At 57.8% G+C, this 19,179-nt stretch carries 13 protein-coding genes; 7 read left to right on the top strand and 6 right to left on the bottom strand.

Annotated features, from left to right (window positions below):
* Window positions 1–273 precede the first annotated feature (273 nt).
* The 5 genes from ACR0LX_RS10495 to ACR0LX_RS10515 all read left to right on the top strand — a co-directional run bounded on the left by ACR0LX_RS10495 (window position 274) and on the right by ACR0LX_RS10515 (window position 6,977).
* Window positions 274–2,442 (top strand): protein kinase domain-containing protein, encoded by a 2,169-nt coding sequence (locus tag ACR0LX_RS10495; RefSeq protein ID WP_480783673.1) that lies wholly within the window; start codon window positions 274–276, stop codon window positions 2,440–2,442.
* A 203-nt stretch (window positions 2,443–2,645) separates the two neighbouring features.
* Window positions 2,646–3,761 (top strand): FHA domain-containing protein, encoded by a 1,116-nt coding sequence (locus tag ACR0LX_RS10500; protein ID WP_480783674.1) that lies wholly within the window; start codon window positions 2,646–2,648, stop codon window positions 3,759–3,761.
* Window positions 3,761–4,540 carry a PP2C family protein-serine/threonine phosphatase gene (locus ACR0LX_RS10505; protein WP_480783675.1) on the top strand — a complete coding sequence of 260 codons (780 nt, stop codon included), beginning with the start codon at window positions 3,761–3,763 and terminating at the stop codon, window positions 4,538–4,540. The genes ACR0LX_RS10500 and ACR0LX_RS10505 overlap by 1 nt, the downstream gene beginning before the upstream one ends.
* A gap of 23 nt (window positions 4,541–4,563) precedes the next feature.
* Window positions 4,564–5,826, top strand: a complete 1,263-nt coding sequence (locus tag ACR0LX_RS10510) for a substrate-binding periplasmic protein (protein ID WP_480783676.1) — start codon at window positions 4,564–4,566, stop codon at window positions 5,824–5,826.
* A 74-nt stretch (window positions 5,827–5,900) separates the two neighbouring features.
* On the top strand, window positions 5,901–6,977 hold the full coding sequence (locus ACR0LX_RS10515; protein ID WP_480783677.1) for a peptidoglycan-binding protein LysM: 1,077 nt from the start codon (window positions 5,901–5,903) through the stop codon (window positions 6,975–6,977).
* Window positions 6,978–7,347: 370 nt separating this feature from the next.
* Here the strand turns inward: ACR0LX_RS10515 and ACR0LX_RS10520 are convergent, their stop codons facing one another.
* From ACR0LX_RS10520 to ACR0LX_RS10540, 5 genes are all read right to left on the bottom strand, one after another.
* A complete protein-coding gene (locus tag ACR0LX_RS10520; RefSeq protein ID WP_480783678.1) occupies window positions 7,348–9,561 on the bottom strand; it encodes an NADP-dependent isocitrate dehydrogenase in 2,214 nt (737 codons plus the stop codon).
* 631 nt (window positions 9,562–10,192) lie between these two features.
* Window positions 10,193–10,912, bottom strand: a complete 720-nt coding sequence (locus ACR0LX_RS10525) for a tetratricopeptide repeat protein (protein WP_480783679.1) — start codon at window positions 10,910–10,912, stop codon at window positions 10,193–10,195.
* Between the two features lie 74 nt (window positions 10,913–10,986).
* Window positions 10,987–11,949, bottom strand: a complete 963-nt coding sequence (locus tag ACR0LX_RS10530) for a sensor histidine kinase (RefSeq protein WP_480783680.1) — start codon at window positions 11,947–11,949, stop codon at window positions 10,987–10,989.
* Entirely contained in the window at window positions 11,937–12,614 is a 678-nt protein-coding gene (locus ACR0LX_RS10535; protein WP_480783681.1) for a response regulator transcription factor, read from the bottom strand. Before ACR0LX_RS10535 ends, ACR0LX_RS10530 begins: the two co-directional genes overlap by 13 nt.
* Window positions 12,592–14,058, bottom strand: coding sequence for a DUF4153 domain-containing protein (locus tag ACR0LX_RS10540; protein ID WP_480783682.1), 1,467 nt, complete (start codon window positions 14,056–14,058; stop codon window positions 12,592–12,594). The genes ACR0LX_RS10535 and ACR0LX_RS10540 overlap by 23 nt, the downstream gene beginning before the upstream one ends.
* Before the next feature lie 229 nt (window positions 14,059–14,287).
* On the opposite strand from ACR0LX_RS10540, the gene ACR0LX_RS10545 reads away from it, so the two are divergent.
* Window positions 14,288–16,579, top strand: a complete 2,292-nt coding sequence (locus ACR0LX_RS10545) for a Tex family protein (protein ID WP_480783683.1) — start codon at window positions 14,288–14,290, stop codon at window positions 16,577–16,579.
* Here ACR0LX_RS10545 and ACR0LX_RS10550 read toward each other — a convergent pair.
* Window positions 16,568–17,359 (bottom strand): DeoR/GlpR family DNA-binding transcription regulator, encoded by a 792-nt coding sequence (locus tag ACR0LX_RS10550; RefSeq protein ID WP_480783684.1) that lies wholly within the window; start codon window positions 17,357–17,359, stop codon window positions 16,568–16,570. The two genes, ACR0LX_RS10545 and ACR0LX_RS10550, sit on opposite strands and share 12 nt — an antisense overlap.
* A gap of 247 nt (window positions 17,360–17,606) precedes the next feature.
* Here ACR0LX_RS10550 and glpD point away from each other — a divergent pair, with 247 nt between their 5' ends.
* The gene (gene glpD / locus ACR0LX_RS10555) at window positions 17,607–19,178 is read left to right on the top strand and encodes a glycerol-3-phosphate dehydrogenase (RefSeq protein ID WP_480783685.1); all 1,572 of its coding nucleotides are present in this window, start codon (window positions 17,607–17,609) and stop codon (window positions 19,176–19,178) included.
* Window position 19,179 lies beyond the last annotated feature (1 nt).

Genomic DNA, 19,179 nt, shown 5'->3' on the forward strand with positions numbered 1-19,179 from the left:
TTCGAATCCGTGTACCAAACAGGCAAATCAGCGATATAACCGTCCATTTTTTTGCTACTGAATTACCATATAGTGTGTATCAACGAAAGATGACTACCGCATATAGATTTACGACGCAGTCGATCCATAGTGAAGCCATCAGGCGGCCCCAATAAAGTCAAATTTGAACCGTCTAACCGTTCTTAAGTGTACTGCGGTTGTGTTTGGTTGTGAGTTCGCGGGCACCTTGCCCGGTTTATGTTGCCGCAAAACGTAAAGAATGGGCGGGAAGAAATGAGCCACAACCAGGCGGTCGGCGCAACGCACGACGAACCACAACTCGAAGGTCTGCAACCGGGCGCGAAATTATTGCGCGGCCAGTACGAGATCCTCCGTTTTCTCAGCAATGGCGGCTTTGGGATCACCTATCTGGCGCGTGACAGCCTGGACCGGGATGTGGTGATCAAAGAGTGCTATCCGGGCGCATTGTGCCAACGAAACGGAGATCTGGTCGAAGCGGCCAATCCTGACCACAAAGATGACCTGCGCGCGATTATTGACCTGTTCATTCAGGAGGCGCGCAATCACGCGCGGCTGGTACATCCCAATATCGTCGACGTGCATCAGGTGTTCGAAGACAACAACACAGCCTACATCGCGATGGACCTGATCCGTGGCTGCGACCTGCTGGATTATGTTGAGAACCCGGAAAACGAAAGCGGCCCTGACTTTATGGTTCAGGTCACCGAAAAGATGCTGTCAGCGGTGTCCTTCATTCATCAAAGCGGGATGCTGCATCGCGATATCTCGCCCGACAACATTCTGATCGACAATAACGGCGAGCCGATCCTGATTGACTTTGGTGCCGCCCGTGAACAGGCCGCCCACAAGTCGGCTGCTCTGTTGACGCTGCGGGTGATCAAGGATGGGTATTCACCGCATGAATTCTATGTGCGCGGCGCAGAACAGGGTCCCAGCAGCGATCTCTATGTTCTTGCCGCAACGCTCTACCACGCCATCAGCGGCGAGCGTCCGATCGACGGTCAGACCCGACTGAACGCGTTCAACAACGGGCAGCCTGATCCTTTCACACCGCTTGCCGGGCGTTTCGAAGGCTATCCTGAAGGCTTTTTGGAAGCGATCGACAAGGCAATGGAAGTGCATGCCACTGACCGCTTGCAATCGGCGCTGGATTGGCTGCGCATGTTCCGTGGTCCCGATGTCATGTTCGACACCTTTGCCTATCGACCGGTGTCGGTCATCGTTGGAATGGATCGCAAGGACCAGCAGGCCGAGAAAGAGCGTATCAAGGCCGAAACCGAAAACGCCGAGGCGGTTGTGACCGCCCTGCTGGCCGGAAATGCTGATCTTGCGTTGGGCAATGAAGAAAAAACCGACGAACAACTGGCCAAGTTCGCACCCAAGGCCGAAGCTGCAACCGCCGTCGATACGGTTGTGAAAAGCGACTCGGGCGGTGGCGGCAAGATGATCGCCGTGTTGGGTGTGGTCCTGGCCGCATTGGCCGGGGGTGCATATTTTGTGATGTCGGGCGAGAAATCAGCGCCCGAAGCGACACCGGTTGCAGCAGGCGTGGAACCGGAACCCGTCGAGCAGATCGCCGTAGCAGAGGCAGAGCCGGAACAGGCCGAAACTGCTGTGGCACCCGTGACAGAGGTGGCTCAAGACCAACCTGTCGAGCAGACGACAGCTGAAATCACGGAACCCGAGGTTGCTGCCGACAGCGATGTCGTCACACCGGCGGAAGAGGAACTGGCCGTTGCGGAGACACCGGTCGAGGATATCAGCGCCGAGGTGCAGCCCGAAGTCGTCGCCCCTGAACCTTCGGTGGCCATTGATCTGGCACAAAACCAGGTGTCTTTCGCCCATTGGGATGTGGAAATTCCGTTCACGATTGCGCGTCGTCGCGCGTCGACCGGAAACATCTTTGCGGTAACAGATGTCGATGCGGGTCAGGATATGTCGGTCGTGGGCGACTGGGTTCAGCGTGGCACCACCATCTTTACGCTCAACGGTGAACCCGTTCGCGCGGATCTGTCTTTTGCTGCGCACATCCTGAATGAATTCAGTGTCGATCCGGATGGCTATATCCGCGCGGCTGCACGCTATCGGACTTTGGGAGAAACCCGGGCACAAAATGGACTTTTGGCGTTGCCTGCGCACCGCATGGTTGGGCTTGAAAACGGGCTGACATTTGACATTCACAACGCGAATGAGACCGGTTGGCAGACCGTCGTGGCTACTGTTCCGCAGGACAACCCAGGCGATTTGCGCCCCGGAGATGTTTTGGTGCGCGAGGTTAATACCGGAACTGCGATTGACGGGCCCGAAAGCCTGGACGCGGCGTTGGCCGACCTTGTCGCCGAACCCCAATCCGAAGCGACGTTGACGGTCCTGCGCAATGGCTCGGAAACGAATGTGATCATGCAATTGGCGCAGGAGTAATTGAAACCGGATCGTGTGAAATCCGCCAGCGAGTATGTGCTGAGAGTGGCGAAGTAGTTCAGCCACCCGACGGGGACCGGACCGTCGCGGAAAGTAAGAGTAAACCTGTTTCCCTTCATCAGTCTCACCGTGGTTCACGCGCGGTGATCCTTGGCAGACCTGCGGGACGTGACCCGCTATAGAATGAAAAAGGTGTCGACACCATGTTCAAATACAAAAGCCCTCTGAGCCGGCTTCTAGAAGGTGCCGGCAAAGCCAAAGATGAAACCGCCGAAACCGAAGACGTGGTGGAATTACAGCCGGAACAGCCCGAGCCAATTGCAGACTTCAACGCTCTCCGCGCCGCACTGGCCGGGGGTAACATGACCTCCGAGAGCTACGAGGAAACGGACGATCTGATGCCGCAAGAGCAGATGCCCGAGTTTGAGGGCAACGCCGAAGCGGAGCTTGACGAACCCGCCGAAGACTCTTCGGATACCGACGCATCTGACACTGAAGAAGACCAGATCGTAACGCTGCATCTGACACCAGCTGACGCGGTGGACACCGAACAGGATGTGCTGGCCGCTGTCACAGATGAGGTGGCAGTCGAAGCAGAAGAAATGGTCGAGCCCGCCGTGGCCCCCGAACCGGTCTCCGAGCCTGAAACTGCTGAGGAACCGGAGGCCATCGCCCAGCCCCAGCCTGTTGCCGAGCCCGAAATCGTGGCCGAGCCGGAAGCGATAACCGCACCAGAACCCGTCGCCGAGGAACCGGCACCGCAACTTATAGCCGAGGAACCGGCGCCCCAACCCGTGGCTGTTGTCGAACCGGCGGCTGATGCGGAACCCGAGGCACCCGCGCCTGCGCAGGCTGAAGATCGCCGCGGTCGGGTAAAGACAACCTTCCTGGGGTTCGAGCGCGCCGATACGCATGTTCAGGACTTGATCGAGACGTCGGAACCTGTTGCCAAGACCGAGGCGGCGCAGCAGAGCTTTCCTGTCGGCTGGTTGGTCGTGACCAACGGCCCGGGCCGTGGTTCCAGCATTACGCTGACCGAAGGTCTGATGCAGATTGGCCGAAACGACGATCAGGCGATCCAGCTTGACTTCGGTGATACCGGAATTTCGCGAAGCAACCACGCCGTGATTGCTTATGACCCGGAAGACCGCAAATGCTATCTGGGTCATGGTGGCAAGGCCAATCTGGTGCGTCTGAACGGCAAGCCGGTTCTCAGCACCGTTCCGCTTTCAAGCGGGGATCTGATCCGTATCAGCGAAACATCGATCCGCTTTATGGCCTTCTGTGACGAGGGTTTTGACTGGCGGGATGCCGATTGATGCTGGCGACACCTGCATATGACATCGCTCTGATCCTGGACCAGGGTCGGCGCGATACGCAGGAAGACGCGATTTCCGCGCGGGTTTTTGACTCGTCTGGCGCGGGATATGTCGTGGTTGCCGATGGCATGGGCGGGCATGAAGCGGGTGAAATCGCCTCGGACCTTGTGGTGTCGGCCTGGCGCGACATGATGGATGGTCAACTGGAGGGACCTGACCTGACCGAGGGCGATCTGCTCGACGCCCTGCCCATGGCCGCGATGCAGGCCAACGCGGCCGTGGGTGGTCATGGTGACGTTCACGACGTCAAACTTGGGGCCACTCTACTGGGCCTCTTGATGTTGGGCCACCGGGTATTCTGGATTTCGATCGGGGACAGCCCGCTCTACCTGTATCGCGAAGGCGCGCTGGCCCAGATCAACGAAGATCATTCCATGGCACCGCTGATTGATGCGCAGGTGGCCGAGGGGACCCTGACCGTCGATCAGGCGCGGACGCATCCGGACCGCAATCAGTTGACCTCGGTCATTATGGGCGCAGCGATCCCCAAGGTTGACTGCCCTGAACTGCCGCTTGCGCTGGATGGCTCGGATATCCTGATCCTTGGCAGCGACGGGCTGCAGTATCTCAGCGACCGCGAGATCGAGGCTTTAATCCGCGTCAACGCAGAGGCACCTGCACGCGACATTGCGGATGCGCTGTTGCAGGCATTGCAAGCCAGGGATCATCCCGACCAGGACAATATATCGATCGCCGTGGTGAAACCGGCAGGACTTTAAACAAGGCAGTGAAACAGGGACACATGAGAAACCAACTGATCATATCCAGCCTGGCTCTGGCCGCCGTCGCAGGAACGGCTTCGGCGCAAGAGGCGTGCTCGACCTATGAAATTCAGCGCGGCGATAGCCTGCGCGAGCTTGCGTTAGAGGTCTATGCGACCGAAGACTATCGGATCATCTTTGATGCCAACCGCGACGTCATCGGCTCGAACCCCAATATCATCCGCGTGGGTGACACGCTGACCCTGCCCTGTCTGGAAGATGTGGGCCGGGTTGCGTTCGAGCCGCAAACCGAAGCGGAACGGATGGCTGTGGAAATGGCCGCCGAGCTGGTAAAGGCTGCGGAAGAGCGGGCAGAAAAGGCAATTGCCGAGGCTGAATCTCGGGTCGCTGCTGCCGAGGCCAAGGCCCAGCAGGCCAATGAAGGTTCTGTTGCCGAAGCGCGCAATGCCGCGCGTGAAGAGATCGAGGCAGCCCGCGCTGAGGCCGCCGCATTGATTCAGAATTCGCGCGAGGGTGAGCGCCCGGAAATCCGCGACCGTCAATTGCTGCTGATCACCGGCGGTAACTACGCCCCCTTCACTGACGAGGCCCTGCCCCATCGTGGCCTTTACACCAACCTCGTCGAAACCGCCTTGCTGCGCGCCGCGCCGGAACAGGCCTACAAGATCCAGTTCGTAAACGACTGGTCGTCGCATCTGGATCTGCTGATGCCGACCCTAGCGTTTGACGGAACATTCCCCTGGTCGCGCCCCAATTGCGAAGAGGCCGAGGCCTTGTCGGAAAGCGATCGCAACCGGTGCGAGACCTATGATTTCTCGAACCCGTTCTACGAGGTTGTAGATACGTTCTTTGCGCGTTCCGGGTCGGGTTATGAAGACGCGCTGTCTTACGCAGATTTCGCAGATGCAACGATCTGCCGCCCCGAGGGGTGGTCCTTGTCGCATATGGATGCGGTCAGCCTGTATGAGCCGGTCATTACACTGATGCGTCCGGTTTCGCCTGACGATTGTTTTCATGCGGTCATGCAGGGCGACGCCGATATTGTCGCCATCGAAGCCCATTTGGCGGTCGAGGCGATTGACCGGCTTGGGTACGAGCATCAGCTTGTTGAAAACCCGAACCTGGCGGCGATCAAGTCGCTTAACATTATGACCCACAAAGACAATCCTGATGGGGAAGCGATCCTTGAGACGCTGAACCAGGGACTGGCAATCATGCAGCAATCAGGCGAATGGCGCGACATCGTGTCAACCGCTTTGCGTCATCAAATGGAAAATGGCTAAGGCCCGAACCGGCCTGACAAAACAAACGTCTGGAGGAAGTGGACATGTTGGAATTTAACCTTAAGAGAGCTTTGATGTCGGCGACCGCCGTCACCACCCTGAGTGCCGGAGCCGCCGCCGCGCAGGAGGCTTGTTCGAATTATACCGTTACGGATGGCGACACGATGGCGACCATCGCAATCGCGGCATACGGAACGTCGAACTATCAGCCGATCTTCAACGCAAACAGGAACATTATTTCCAATCCAAACGCTCTTGAGCCGGGATTGGTTCTTGCGCTGCCCTGTGAGGATGGCAGCCTGCCGAATGGCCAATCTGCACAGGACCTCATCGCCGCTGAAGAAAAGCGCGCAGCCAGTGTAAAGCGCTCGAATGTCTATGCGCCGCCGATCAAGATGGTTGCCGGCAACGGATGGGAGCCCTTCACCACGGAATCGCTGAACGGTGGCGGCATCATGACCCGTCTTGCGACAACCAGCCTTCAGCGTGCCGGTAACAGCCGTGACTATTCCGTCAGCTTCGTCGATGACTGGAGCTCGCATCTTGACACGCTGTTGCCGCTCGGTGCGTTCGACATCTCGATTGCCTGGACCGTTCCGGATTGTACCAACCGCTCTTACGAGTGGTCGGCAGAAACCGAAGCCCGCTGCACGCAGTTCGTTGCTTCGGTTCCGGTATACGACATCGTCGGCGGCTTTTTCACGCTGCCTGAAAGCGAATATGCAAGCGCGACAGATTTCTCCGACCTTGAGGGCTCGACCGTTTGCCGCATGGCAGGCTGGAGCATGGTGGTGCTGGAAGAACAAGGGCTGAACCGCGAAAACACAACCGTGGTCCAACCCAATTCGGCCCGCGAATGTCTTGACGCCGTATTGACCGGAACGGCGGACGTGGCTGCATTCGAAGTCGACCTGTTTGCTTCGACAATGAAGGACATGGGTTTGACCTCGGCTGACATCGTGGAGAACCCATATGTGTCCACTCTGTCTTCCATGAGTTTCCTTGCCCATCGCACCAACCCCTTCGCGCGAGAATACATCGCGATGATGAACAAGGGCCTGAACGAGATGCGCGAGTCCGGCGAGTGGTATGCGATCATTTCGGACACCCTGCGCGAGCAGAACCAAAAGCTGAACGCAGCGTCAAACTGATCCCTCGGTTTACGCTTTACTTGGGGCTGGTCTTAGGACCGGCCTCTTTTTTTTGGCAAGGCTTCGACCGTATCGAATCGCGCAAACACGAAACGCGGACCCGCTTATGAATCCTTATGCGCGAACATAAGCAAAAAGAAATTTGGTTTATGATCGTAATTTCGGGCTGCCTACGGGAATCCCCTAATATCCAGAATGATCCAATTAAGTAGGATTAACTTAACTTCACCGGTGGGCATTGGCCCCACCACTCACTCAGAAAGGGCTGGCTATGGGGGCCGGCCCTTTTCTTATTGGCAGCAACAAAAAAGTCGGCCGCAAGAGGCCGACTTTGATTTCACGCAGGGGCCAAAGCCCCGAAGCCGACAAATCAATCGATGATCGCGTTCAGCGTGGCGCTGGGGCGCATCACAGCCGCAGCCTTTGCCGGATCAGTATGGTAGTAGCCACCCAAGTCCGCAGGTGCACCTTGCGCGGCCGCCAACTCGGACAGGATCTGTTCTTCCTTGTCGGCCAGGTCTTTGGCGACGGGCGCAAATACCGATGCGAGCTCGGTATCCTCTGATTGCGCGGCCAGTGCATCTGCCCAGTAACGGGCGAACCAATAATGGCTGTCGCGGTTGTCGGGCTGCCCGGCCTTGCGGCTTGGAGAGCGGTTGTTGTCCAGAATTCCCTGCGTTGCGGCTTCGGCGGCTGCGCCTAGGACCCCTGCCTTGGCGTTGCCCTTGCTGTCGGCCAGGAAGTTCAGTGACTCTCCCAGCGCGCAGAACTCGCCCATCGAGTCCCAACGCAGATGGTTTTCCTCGACAAGTTGCTGCACGTGTTTCGGGGCCGAGCCCCCCGCCCCTGTTTCAAACAGACCGCCGCCATTCATCAGCTTGACGATGGACAGCATCTTGGCTGAAGTGCCCAGTTCGAGGATCGGGAACAAATCGGTCAGATAGTCGCGCAAAACGTTGCCGGTGATGGCAATGCTGTCCTTGCCCGCCGTGATCGTCTCCAGCGATTGCCGAGTCGCTTCACGTGGCGCCATGATCAAGAATTTGTCAGCCACACCAGCGGCTTCCAAAGCGGGCTTCACATATCGGATTAACTCCGCATCGTGTGCGCGATTTGCGTCCAGCCAGAAGATCGCCTCGGACCCGGTCAGACGCTGACGGTCCATTGCCAGCTGGATCCAGTTCTCAATTGGTGCTTTCTTGACCGTGCAGGCGCGCCAGATATCGTCCTTTTCAACCTCGTGCTCGTGCAGCACGTCACCGTTGGCTAAAACGATGCGGATGGTACCCTCGGCAGGCGCCTGGAATGTGGTTGGGTGCGAGCCGTACTCCTCGGCCTTCTGCGCCATAAGGCCCACATTGGCGACGGCACCGGCGGTTGCCGGGTTCAGCGCGCCATTTGCTTTGAAAAAGTTGACTGCTTCGTCGTAGACGGGGGCATAACAACGGTCGGGGATGACACAATTGGTATCGCCCTTGGCGCCGGCCTCGTCCCAACCCTTGCCACCCGCGCGGATCACGGCAGGCATCGATGCGTCGATAATCACATCCGACGGCACGTGCAGGTTGGTGATACCCCGGTCCGAGTCGACCATATACATGGACGGACGATCGCCTTTGATTGCGTCGATGGCGGCAACGATTTCAGCGTTGCCCTGAACCCGCTCTAGCAGGTCACCCAGGCCCGAATTCGGGTTCACACCCAGCGCATCCAACTCGGCGCCGAATTTTTCGAACACCGGGGCCAGCCACGCTTTGACCGCATAGCCGAAGATGATCGGGTCACTGACCTTCATCATCGTTGCTTTCAGGTGCAGCGAGAACATGGTGCCGTCACTTTTGGTGTCCTCAATGGCATCCGCCAGGAACGACGACAACGCCTTGACCGACATGAAAGTTGCGTCCGCCACGGTGCCTTCTGCCAGTGGCCAGCCATCTTTCAGAACGGTGACGCTGCCATCTTTGCCAACAAATTCGATCTTGGCAACGCCTGCCTGTGCAGCAGTGATGGTGGCGGATTTCTCATTGGCGTAAAAGTCGTTGCCTGACATCGACGACACTTTGGTTTTGCTGTCAGCAGACCACTCGCCCATCGAATGCGGGTTCTTCTGGGCATAGTTTTTAACCGCGCGCGCCGCACGACGGTCGCTGTTTCCTTCGCGCAGAACCGGGTTAACGGCCGAACCTTTGATCGCGTCATAACGCGCACGGATCGCTTTTTCGTCTTCGGTCGCAGGTTCTTCGGGATAGTCCGGGATATCGTAACCCTGCGCTTGCAGTTCCTCGATGGCCGCCACCAGCTGCGGGACCGAAGCCGAGATATTCGGCAGCTTGATCACATTGGCATCGGGCGTCTTAACCAGCTCACCCAAAGCGGCCAGATCGTCACTGATGCGTTGTTCGTCGGTCAGGTTTTCCGGGAAGGTCGCCAGAATGCGGCCCGCCAGAGAAATATCCTTGGTTCCAACGCTGACGCCCGCAGCCGAGGCGAATTTGCGGATGATGGGCAGGAACGACGCGCTGGCCAGCTCCGGCGCTTCGTCTACAATGGTATACAATATATCGAAGTTCGATTTTTCTGCCATATTCCCTTACCTTTTTTAAGCCTTTCGGGGCGTGCGATCCAAGAGTGTGTGCCGAACTGAAACAGGCACCGAGCCGTAACGGAGCAACGACGCCCCACGGGAGACTCTGATTTGACAGGCATCCCTTAAATGAGGATTGGCTTGGGATCAATCTTGTTTAGCGGCGCAAATTGACACGGGGGTGCGCGAAATCGCTATTTGCGCTCGCACATCCCTTCTAGCGCCCAACGCTTTCGTTGTACCGTGCAGCCCACTTGGGCAATAATTCGTTTCGGCGTGCGATATACGCATCGACGACGTACTCAAAGTTAGCTGCATTCTCATCAGAGATTTGAGTGCCGTCTCCTCTCGCCTCTTCAAGAAACTCTTCCAGTCCTTCGGGGCCTGACTTCTCTAAGAACTGCAAAAATTCTGGGCGGGCCAGATCTCCCCTTCCGATAAACGTGAATAGAAGTCCCCTGAGATAGAACTTTTTGGTTTCCAGACCCTCAGATCGTCGCTCGGGTTTTTCCGTAATCCAATCCCAAACTGATCGCTGAGGCCCTGCGCGTTCGACTGACCATTCTGCATACCTTTCAACGATCGCTATACCTTTTTCTTCGTCTCCAATCGTCAGGTGAATGGCGGCCGGTTAAATGAACTCCAGCACAGGCCCGTGACCCCTTTGGTCAAGATTGATCGCGCTTTCGGAAGCAGCAAGTGCGCTTGCAACGTCCTTTGTGTAAACAATATCCAGTTCAATTCTTCGGTCGTATACCCACTTTCTATCGGGCCACTGTTCCAACGCAGCTTCAACGATCCTCAGGGCTTTGTCGTACTCTTTGTTGTTGAACAAATGATTGGCCATGTATTTTGCTGCATTGTCTGCATCAGGGTTCAATTCCAATACACGCTCGTAACCTTGGAACGCGTCTTCGTCCCTGCCCTGCTGATCCAAGTATCGCGCGCGCTTCCAATGGGTGAATGACGCTTGGGGTCCAAGTTCCACGGCTTTGTCGTAATCTAATTTTGCGGCGTCGTGGTTCTTGTTGGCCGCATGAATCCGCGCACGCAGGACCCATGTCTTGTAGTTATCCGGTTGCAGTTCTAGTGCCTGATCGACATCCGCAATCGCACGTTCATAGCGGTTGTCACAGCTATGCGACCACGCCCGCTCAGTCAGGAACAAATGCCTATACTCAGGTGTTGTGTTCTGATCCTCGATCAGTGTTGTGCAGGCAGCGATCACATCGGATCTTGGCTTCTTGGAACTGACGCAAATCCCTGCCAAGTCCTCGGATTTTAGCGGTTCGGCATACCATAGAAAAGCTGCGGCGCAGGCGGTGATTAGAGCAGCAAGGCGGACCTTCATTCAATCTCCTGAACATGAAACAACTCATCCATAGGTAGTAACCAGAAGTTAATATTTCAAGTGAAGAACTAGCCTTAACTTATTGGAAACAAAACTTCAAAACGCGCCCCTGCCTCTGAAGGCTCCAACGTTATCCGCGCCCCATGGGCGTTCAGCAGGTTTGCCGCGATGGTCAGACCCATGCCTGTGCCACCCTGCTCGCGCGCAGTGGTAAAGAACGGGTTGAAAATGCGGTTTCGATTGCCGTCGGAAATCCCCGGGCCGTCGTCCTGGACTGACAAACGTCCAGGCTCGGCAATCAGAGTGACGCGCCTTGCCCCGTGACGTCTGGCATTGTCGAGCAGGTGCTGCAGCACGATCCGCAGACCTGAGGAGGCAAGCGGCAGGCATTGGGCCTCGTTCTGAATATCCAGGTTCAGCTCGGGAAACGCCTCGCGCAGTTCTGGCGACAGCTTGTGCAGATCGGTACTGCCGTGATGTTCTGGAACCCGCGCTGCTGCGACTCGGTTCAACGCGGCCAGATGGGTTTGCATCTGGCTGTTGGCGCCTGCAATCTGCTGAACCAGCGTGTGGTCCTGTTCGGCCAAATCAGCATCCTCAAGCAACTCGGATGCCGCTTGGATGGCGGTGACTGGGGTTTTCAGCTCATGCGTTACGTGGTCGGCGAAACTGCGGATCGATGCTTCGCGCCTTTGCAACGTATCGGCCATCTCCATCACGGACCCCGCCAGACGCGACAGCTCTTGCGTGCCGAAATGTTCCGGCGGAGCGGCCGCGTGGCCCTGTTGTACCGCGGCCGAATACTGCGCCAGCGCCGCGATCGGACGCAGCAGCAATCGGACCAACAAATAGCCCAGACCACATGTCGCCAGACCGATCCCGACAGCCAGAATGATCGCTGCATTGCGAAACCCAATCTCGGGCCCGAGATAGCGTAGCGCGATCAGACCCAACAGTGACAGGGCCAGCGTGCCCGCCAACCCTCCGCCCAGAACGAAGCCCAGCGACGGGCGCCACTTGCGCCTCAGCCCGGCCATGCGCCCATCCGCAAACCGATGCCGTGGACGGTTTCGACCGCCCCGGACCACCCCTGCTCGCCCAGTTTGCGTCGCAGGTTTCTCAGGTGGCTGTCCAACGTACGGTCCGAGACCTGGCTGCCCGTTCCGTAGATCGCGTCGATCAACTGAGGGCGCGAGACGATGGCTTCGGGCGTTTGCATGAGCCGCCGCAAAATCGACAGTTCTGTCGCCGTCAGCGGCAAGGCCGCGCCGTCCAAACGAACCAGGTGGCTTTGCATATCCAACTCCATTGGACCATGACGCAGAATGGCTTGGGTTGCGCTCGCCGTGCTGCGTTTCAGGATCGCTTTGATGCGGGCCACTAGCTCTCGCGGGCTGAAAGGTTTGGTCACATAGTCATCTGCGCCAAGTTCCAGGCCCAGAATGCGGTCAATCTCGTCATCGCGGGCGGTTAGAAACAGGATCGGCACATCCGAGCGCGCACGTATGCGTCGGCACACCTCAAGCCCGTCCAGTTCGGGTAGTCCAACATCCAGAACGATGAATTCGGGGCGCTCGCGCAGGGCGCAATTCAGCGCCATTTGCCCGTCGCGCGCGCTGATCACGCTGTACCCCGCACGTTCAAGCGTGATCGAGACCAGTTCGCGTAGTCGCGGGTCGTCATCCACGACGAGAATTTTCATGGTCTTTCTCCGGGCTTGGTTCAACGTTCAGACTACGGATCACGCGATCAGCGCGAAACCCCCATTCGCGCCAGTTCCGAATGACCGGAGGTTGCGCACATGTCTTGAGATGGTGGTCCGTGCTCAACTCTGCTGCCGCCATCGATCCCAACTGACAAGCATAGTACATGTCGAACCGGGTCGGGTGGTCCAGATTCCAACGGGCGATCAGTGCAGCAAAGTTGACAAAACAACAGGCATACAGAACGCCCAGACCCAGGATCACTGTGCGAACGACCAGCCACTGGTTCGATCTCCCCTTCAGAATTTGCCAACCGGTCAGGCACAGACCCAACGCGACCAGCGCCATCCAGATGGCGGCGTGAACGCGCAGATACGTCAGACCATAGGCCTCGACATAAAGGGACAGTCGCATCAAAGACGAGGCCACCAGCAAGACGTTTTGAGTCAGCCACAGCATCATCCACCCTGTCAGCCCGCGTCGTTCGCTGAGATATGGCCGAGCAGCCAGCGCAAACGCGCCCGCCAGCAATGCAGTTACAAGCAAAGGATACGCGCCACGATGAGCGTATTCCGCATGGCTCAGCCCTTCGGGCAGTTCAGCGTGACCCCAAAGAAATGCTGCATCCATCACCGTTTGCAGCGCCAGCAGCAAGTTGAACAGAATGAGCGCATTTGCCACCGAGCGCGCATTTAGACCCAGCCGAGGTGTTGGGCCTTTGCGCCAAGGTCCCATTTTGGGGGCCAGCAAACCCGGCTGCACGGCCACTGCCAGAAACGGCCAGATCATGAACGCCGCGCCAATCCAGAACAGGATGCGGTCCAGTTGCAGATCCATCCTCAGGACGTTCGCCAGCCAGTCCGACAGAACCGGGTTGGCCGCGATCATGAGGCCAACAAGCAACAGCGCCCCACCCAAGGGGAAACCCCAGTCGCGCAAAAGGTGTCGCGTTGCCTTCCCGGACCCGGTGGATAGGCGCACCTGTTTCACCAGGTTCACCGCCTGCCAGATCGTTATCGTGGGAAACAGTCGCAGGAACCGGCGAACCGCCGCCGCCTCGCAACGCCCCTTCAGCGCCCAACACATTGCCACTGTTGATCCGCCGAGAAGAAAGGCCACCGATAGCGCCTGCACATATTCGACAACCGGCAGAAGACTCAGGCCAAACAGAATTGCTGGCCCCATCTGCCTAGTGCACCGAACGGACAACCACCAGACCGCCCCGGCGAGAATGAGTGCGAAAACCGCCAAAGAAATGCCCGGCGCGTATCCCAACATCAGCACATCGGCCAATGCGATCAGAACTGCCAAAAGTCCCGTGGCCCGCCGCCAGTTGCGCCCAGCAGTGCCAGCTGCCTCGGCTGGCTTTGGCTTGGACGCCTCAAGCCACCAACTGTCCTGCAAAACCGAGGGCGGAATGCCCCGTACAACAAACTGTCCCATTTTCTGCTCCGAAGTTTTTGTGAGGGCCTGTTTGACGGACAACGGTGCAGATGGTCACGCAGTGGATGTGCAGAAATTGTGCAAAGGGGATATTCGTACGGCTCGCCCTCGTAATGTGTTGTAATCATGAGATTTACCCGTAGGAATCTCTATGCGGGCAAATTCTACTTTCCCTTCCTGACCCCGCTGGCTAGAAAGTTCTCCCAACTCAATTTCAGGAGGTTCCACCTTGGATCGTATCGCCCGCACCATCGCCACGGAAATCAGCGCGCGCGCCGAGCAGGTTCAAGCTGCGGTCGGGCTGCTGGATGATGGGGCCACGGTGCCCTTCGTCGCAAGGTATCGCAAAGAGGTAACCGGCGGGCTCGACGACACGCAGCTTAGGGTCCTTGCGGATCGGTTGGATTATCTGCGCGAGCTTGAGGCGCGGCGCGACTCGATCCTGAATTCGATCCGGGACCAAGGCAAGCTCACCGAGGACCTGCAGAAATCGATCGAAGGTGCCGAAACCAAGGCGCAATTGGAAGACATCTATCTGCCCTACAAACCTAAGCGCCGGACCAAAGCGATGATCGCGCGTGAAAACGGGCTGGAACCGTTGGTGGACGCGATTCTGGCAAACAGGGGCGCTGACCCCGAGACATTGGCGCAGGATTACGTGACCGAGGCCGTGCCCACGACCAAGGACGCGCTGAACGGAGCGCGCGACATCATAACCGAGCGACTGACTGAGAACGCGGGCCTTTTGGGCGAGTTGCGGGCGTTCATGCAGCGCGAGGCGTTGTTGTCGGCCAAGGTGATCGACGGGAAACAACAGGAGGGGGCGAAATTCAGCGACTATTTCGACCATTCCGAGCTGTGGTCCAAAGTACCTTCCCACCGGGCGCTGGCGATGCTTCGAGCCTCGAAAGAGGGGATCGTGACGCTGGACATCGCACCGGATCCGGAAACCGGAGCCGCGCGGGCCGAAAACATCGTGGCGGCCCATCTGGAAACGCGCGGTACGGGACCGGGCGACGCATGGCTGCGCAAGGTGGCGGGCTGGACCTGGCGGGTCAAGCTGTCGCTGTCGATGATGGTCGAACTGATGGCTGATCTTCGTGCCCGTGCACAGGACGAGGCAATTCAGGTCTTCGCGCGCAATCTCAAGGATTTGCTATTCGCGTCTCCCGCAGGTGCCCGCCCGACGCTGGGGCTGGATCCTGGCATTCGCACAGGTGTCAAAGCAGCTGTGGTAGATGCGACGGGCAAGCTGGTTGCGACGGAAACGTTATACCCGTTTCAACCGAAGAACGATCCGCGCGGGGCGCAAGCCGCGATCCTTAACCTCATCTCGACCCACAAGATCGAATTGATAGCCATCGGAAACGGCACCGCCAGCCGTGAAACCGAGCGATTGGTTGGCGACGCTCTGTCGATGTTGCCCAAAGCGGTGAAGGCTCCGACCAAGGTTGTCGTCTCCGAGGCGGGGGCCTCTGTCTACTCTGCATCGGAACTGGCGGCGCGGGAGTTTCCCGATCTGGACGTTTCGTTGCGGGGCGCGGTGTCGATTGCGCGCCGGTTACAGGACCCGCTTGCAGAGCTGGTCAAGATTGACCCCAAGAGCATAGGGGTCGGCCAGTATCAGCATGACGTGGATCAGCACCGGCTGTCGCAGTCGCTTGAGGCCGTTATCGAGGACGTGGTGAACGCGGTCGGCGTTGATCTGAACACAGCCTCGGCACCGCTTTTGTCCCATGTCTCGGGTCTGGGGCCGGGTCTTGCCGACGCCATCGTGTCCCATCGCGATCTCAATGGGGCGTTTGCGTCACGCAAGGATTTAATGAAAGTCGCCCGCCTGGGGCCGCGTGCATTTGAGCAATGCGCTGGATTTCTGCGCATTCGTGACGGGTCCGAGCCGCTGGACGCGTCTTCGGTTCACCCCGAAGCCTATGATGTTGCCCGCCGGGTTGTCGCCGCCTGCGGGCGCGATATCCGCCAGATCATGGGCCAGGACGGCGCTCTGCGCGGCCTGCGAGCGGAGCAGTTTGTCGATGGCTCTTTCGGTCTGCCGACTGTGCGCGACATATTCGCAGAACTCGAAAAACCCGGTCGCGATCCTCGGCCAAGCTTCGTCACGGCAACATTCACCGATGGGGTTGAAGAAATTACTGACCTGAAACCGGGTATGATGTTGGAAGGAACCGTGACGAATGTGGCGGCCTTTGGCGCCTTCGTCGACATCGGGGTGCATCAGGACGGGCTCGTGCATGTCAGCCAATTGGCCGATCGGTTCGTCAAGGACCCGCATGACGTCGTTAAGACCGGGCAGGTCGTCAAAGTGCGCGTCGTTGAGGTTGATGTGCCCCGCAAGCGCATCGGGTTGAGCATGCGCAAGGATGGTGGCAAGCCCAATCGCTCGGACACACCCCGTCAGCGCGGCAAGACATCGGGTTCGAAGAACTTGAAAACTGGCGGTTCATCCCGCAATAACGCGATGGGCGACGCGCTTGCGTCCGCTTTCAAATCCTCAGATCGGTGAAGCCCGCTGGGCTCGGATCGGCACTGCAATCGAAATCGCGGTTCCGGCCTGGGCGCAGAGCGCGGAACATCGCGACGGAGGCGCGCGGTCGGTGACAAACATGTCCACATCCGCAACCGAGGCGATGCAAGCAGGCGCTTTGCGTTCGAACTTGGACGCGTCAGCGGCCAGCAAGACGTTGTCACTGCGACGGATGATTTCCTTGCTGATCCCAACTTCGCGCAGGTCGAAATCCAGAATATCACCCTCTTCGTGCAAGGCAGAACAACCGATCACGGCATAATCGAACCGAAATTGCGAAACCACCTGCCGCGTTAGATCGCCAACCATCCCGCCATCCGAAGCGCGAAGACTGCCTCCGGCAACGACGAGCTCGATTTCTGGATGATTGGACAGGATCACTGCGATATTCAGATTGTTCGTCACCACCAACAATCCGCTGTGCCCACCGAGTTCAGCAGCAACCGCCTCGGTCGTGGTTCCGATATTCAGAAACAACGAGCAGTCGTTCGGGATGTGCTTTACGCATTCCCGCGCAATGTCCACTTTCGCGGCCTGATTCAACTCGCGCCGATCCGCATAACCGATATTGGTCGTGTTCGATGGCAGGATCGCCCCGCCATGTACGCGCTCCAACTGCCCGGCCTCAGCGAGTTCCGTTAGATCGCGGCGAATGGTCTGTGGCGTAACGTTGAAATGCGCGACCAGCGTGTCGACGGTTACTTTGCCCTCGCGCCGGGCAATGTTGATGATTTCGGGTTTGCGAAGCGTCTGCACCATAGTGTGTTTCTGCGTTGGATCGAACACGCGCACAATAGAGTAAAAGCAAACAGAATCGCAAACAGGGACATTCGTTTCCCCTAGCAATAGTGTAAATTTTGCCCAATTCTCAGGATGAAATCGGTACAATATTAATATTTACAAGAACTTATTGAGATCGAAAAGAAACGAAAATAGACACTTTCCTTTTCCTTGCGATTTTTGCAATTTACCGCGGATAATTGGCGCAAAACGCAGGGGCGAAACGATGACAGACACCTATGATCTGCTTGTGATTGGCGGCGGAATAAACGGTTGCGGTATTGCGCGGGATGCCGCAGGGCGCGGCCTGAAGGTCTGTCTGGTCGAGATGGACGATATCGCCTCGGCCACCTCAAGCGCCTCGACCAAACTGTTTCACGGCGGTCTCAGATATTTGGAATACTTCGAATTTCGGTTGGTTCGGGAATCGCTGATTGAACGGGAAACGCTGTTGCAGGCGATGCCCCATATCTCATGGCCAATGCGGTTTGTGCTGCCCTATCACAACAGCATGCGGTTTGATTCATCGACGCCAACTTCGCGTCTTTTGGGTCTTGTCATGCCCTGGATGAAAGGGCGACGCCCCGCCTGGCTGATCCGGTTTGGCTTGTTCCTGTACGATAACCTGGGCGGGCGGAAGATCTTACCGGGTACAACCAGCATAGATCTTAGATCCAGCGCCGAAGGCGCGCGGTTGAAACCGCATTTCGAAAAAGCGTTTGAATACTCGGATTGCTGGGTCGAGGATTCACGGCTTGTGGTGCTGAATGCCCGGGACGCGGAACAGCGGGGCGCAGAAATTTTGACCCGAGAAAAGTGTATCTCGGCCGAGGTCGAAGGCGGGATGTGGCATGTGACGACAGAGAACTCCCGAACCGGTGAAACTACCAAACGCACCGCGAAAATGGTGGTAAATGCAGCGGGGCCTTGGGTGGGCGAGGTGTTGCGCGGCACGTTGAAAAGCAACACCGCTGAAGGCGTGCGGTTGGTGCGCGGCAGCCATATCGTCACGCGTCGGCTGTTTGAACACGACAAGAGCTATTTCTTTCAGGGCACCGATGGGCGCATCATCTTTGCAATCCCCTATGAAACGGATTTCACTCTGATCGGCACGACGGATGCAGACCATGCGGATGCTGAGATCACACCGGAATGTACACCGCAGGAACGCGATTACCTGATCAACTTCATCAACCAGTATCTTGAGGCGCCGATCGCCCAATCCGATGTCGTCTGGACCTATTCCGGCGTTCGCCCCTTGTACGATGACGGCGCGCGCAGCGCGACGGCGGCGACGCGGGATTATGTGCTGAAACTGGATACCAGCCGCGGTGCACCTGCATTGAACGTCTTTGGAGGCAAGATCACTACATATCGGCGTCTGGCGGAAAGTGCGATGGAGGAAATTGGCACGCAATTGCCGAACACATCAGGCCCCTGGACCGCTGGTGTTGCTTTGCCGGGTGGGGATTTTCCCGTCGATGGAGTGCCGGATCTTGTTTCGAAGCTCCGCGACAAACACCAGTTTCTGGATGCACGCTGGGCATTGCGCCTGATCAAGGCTTATGGAACCGATGCATTTCTGATCCTCGAGGATTGCGCCGACATCAAGGATTTGGGCCACGACTTTGGCGCGACCCTGACCGAGCGCGAGGTCAACTGGTTGATTGACAAGGAATATGTCTGCCAGGCCGACGACATATTGTGGCGGCGCAGCAAGCTGGGGCTGCGCCTGTCAGAAACACAGATCAGCGAGCTTGAGGAGTGGCTGCGCTCGAAGCAGAGCGCAGCTGATTGAT

This window comes from Ruegeria sp. CH11 (assembly GCF_056537105.1).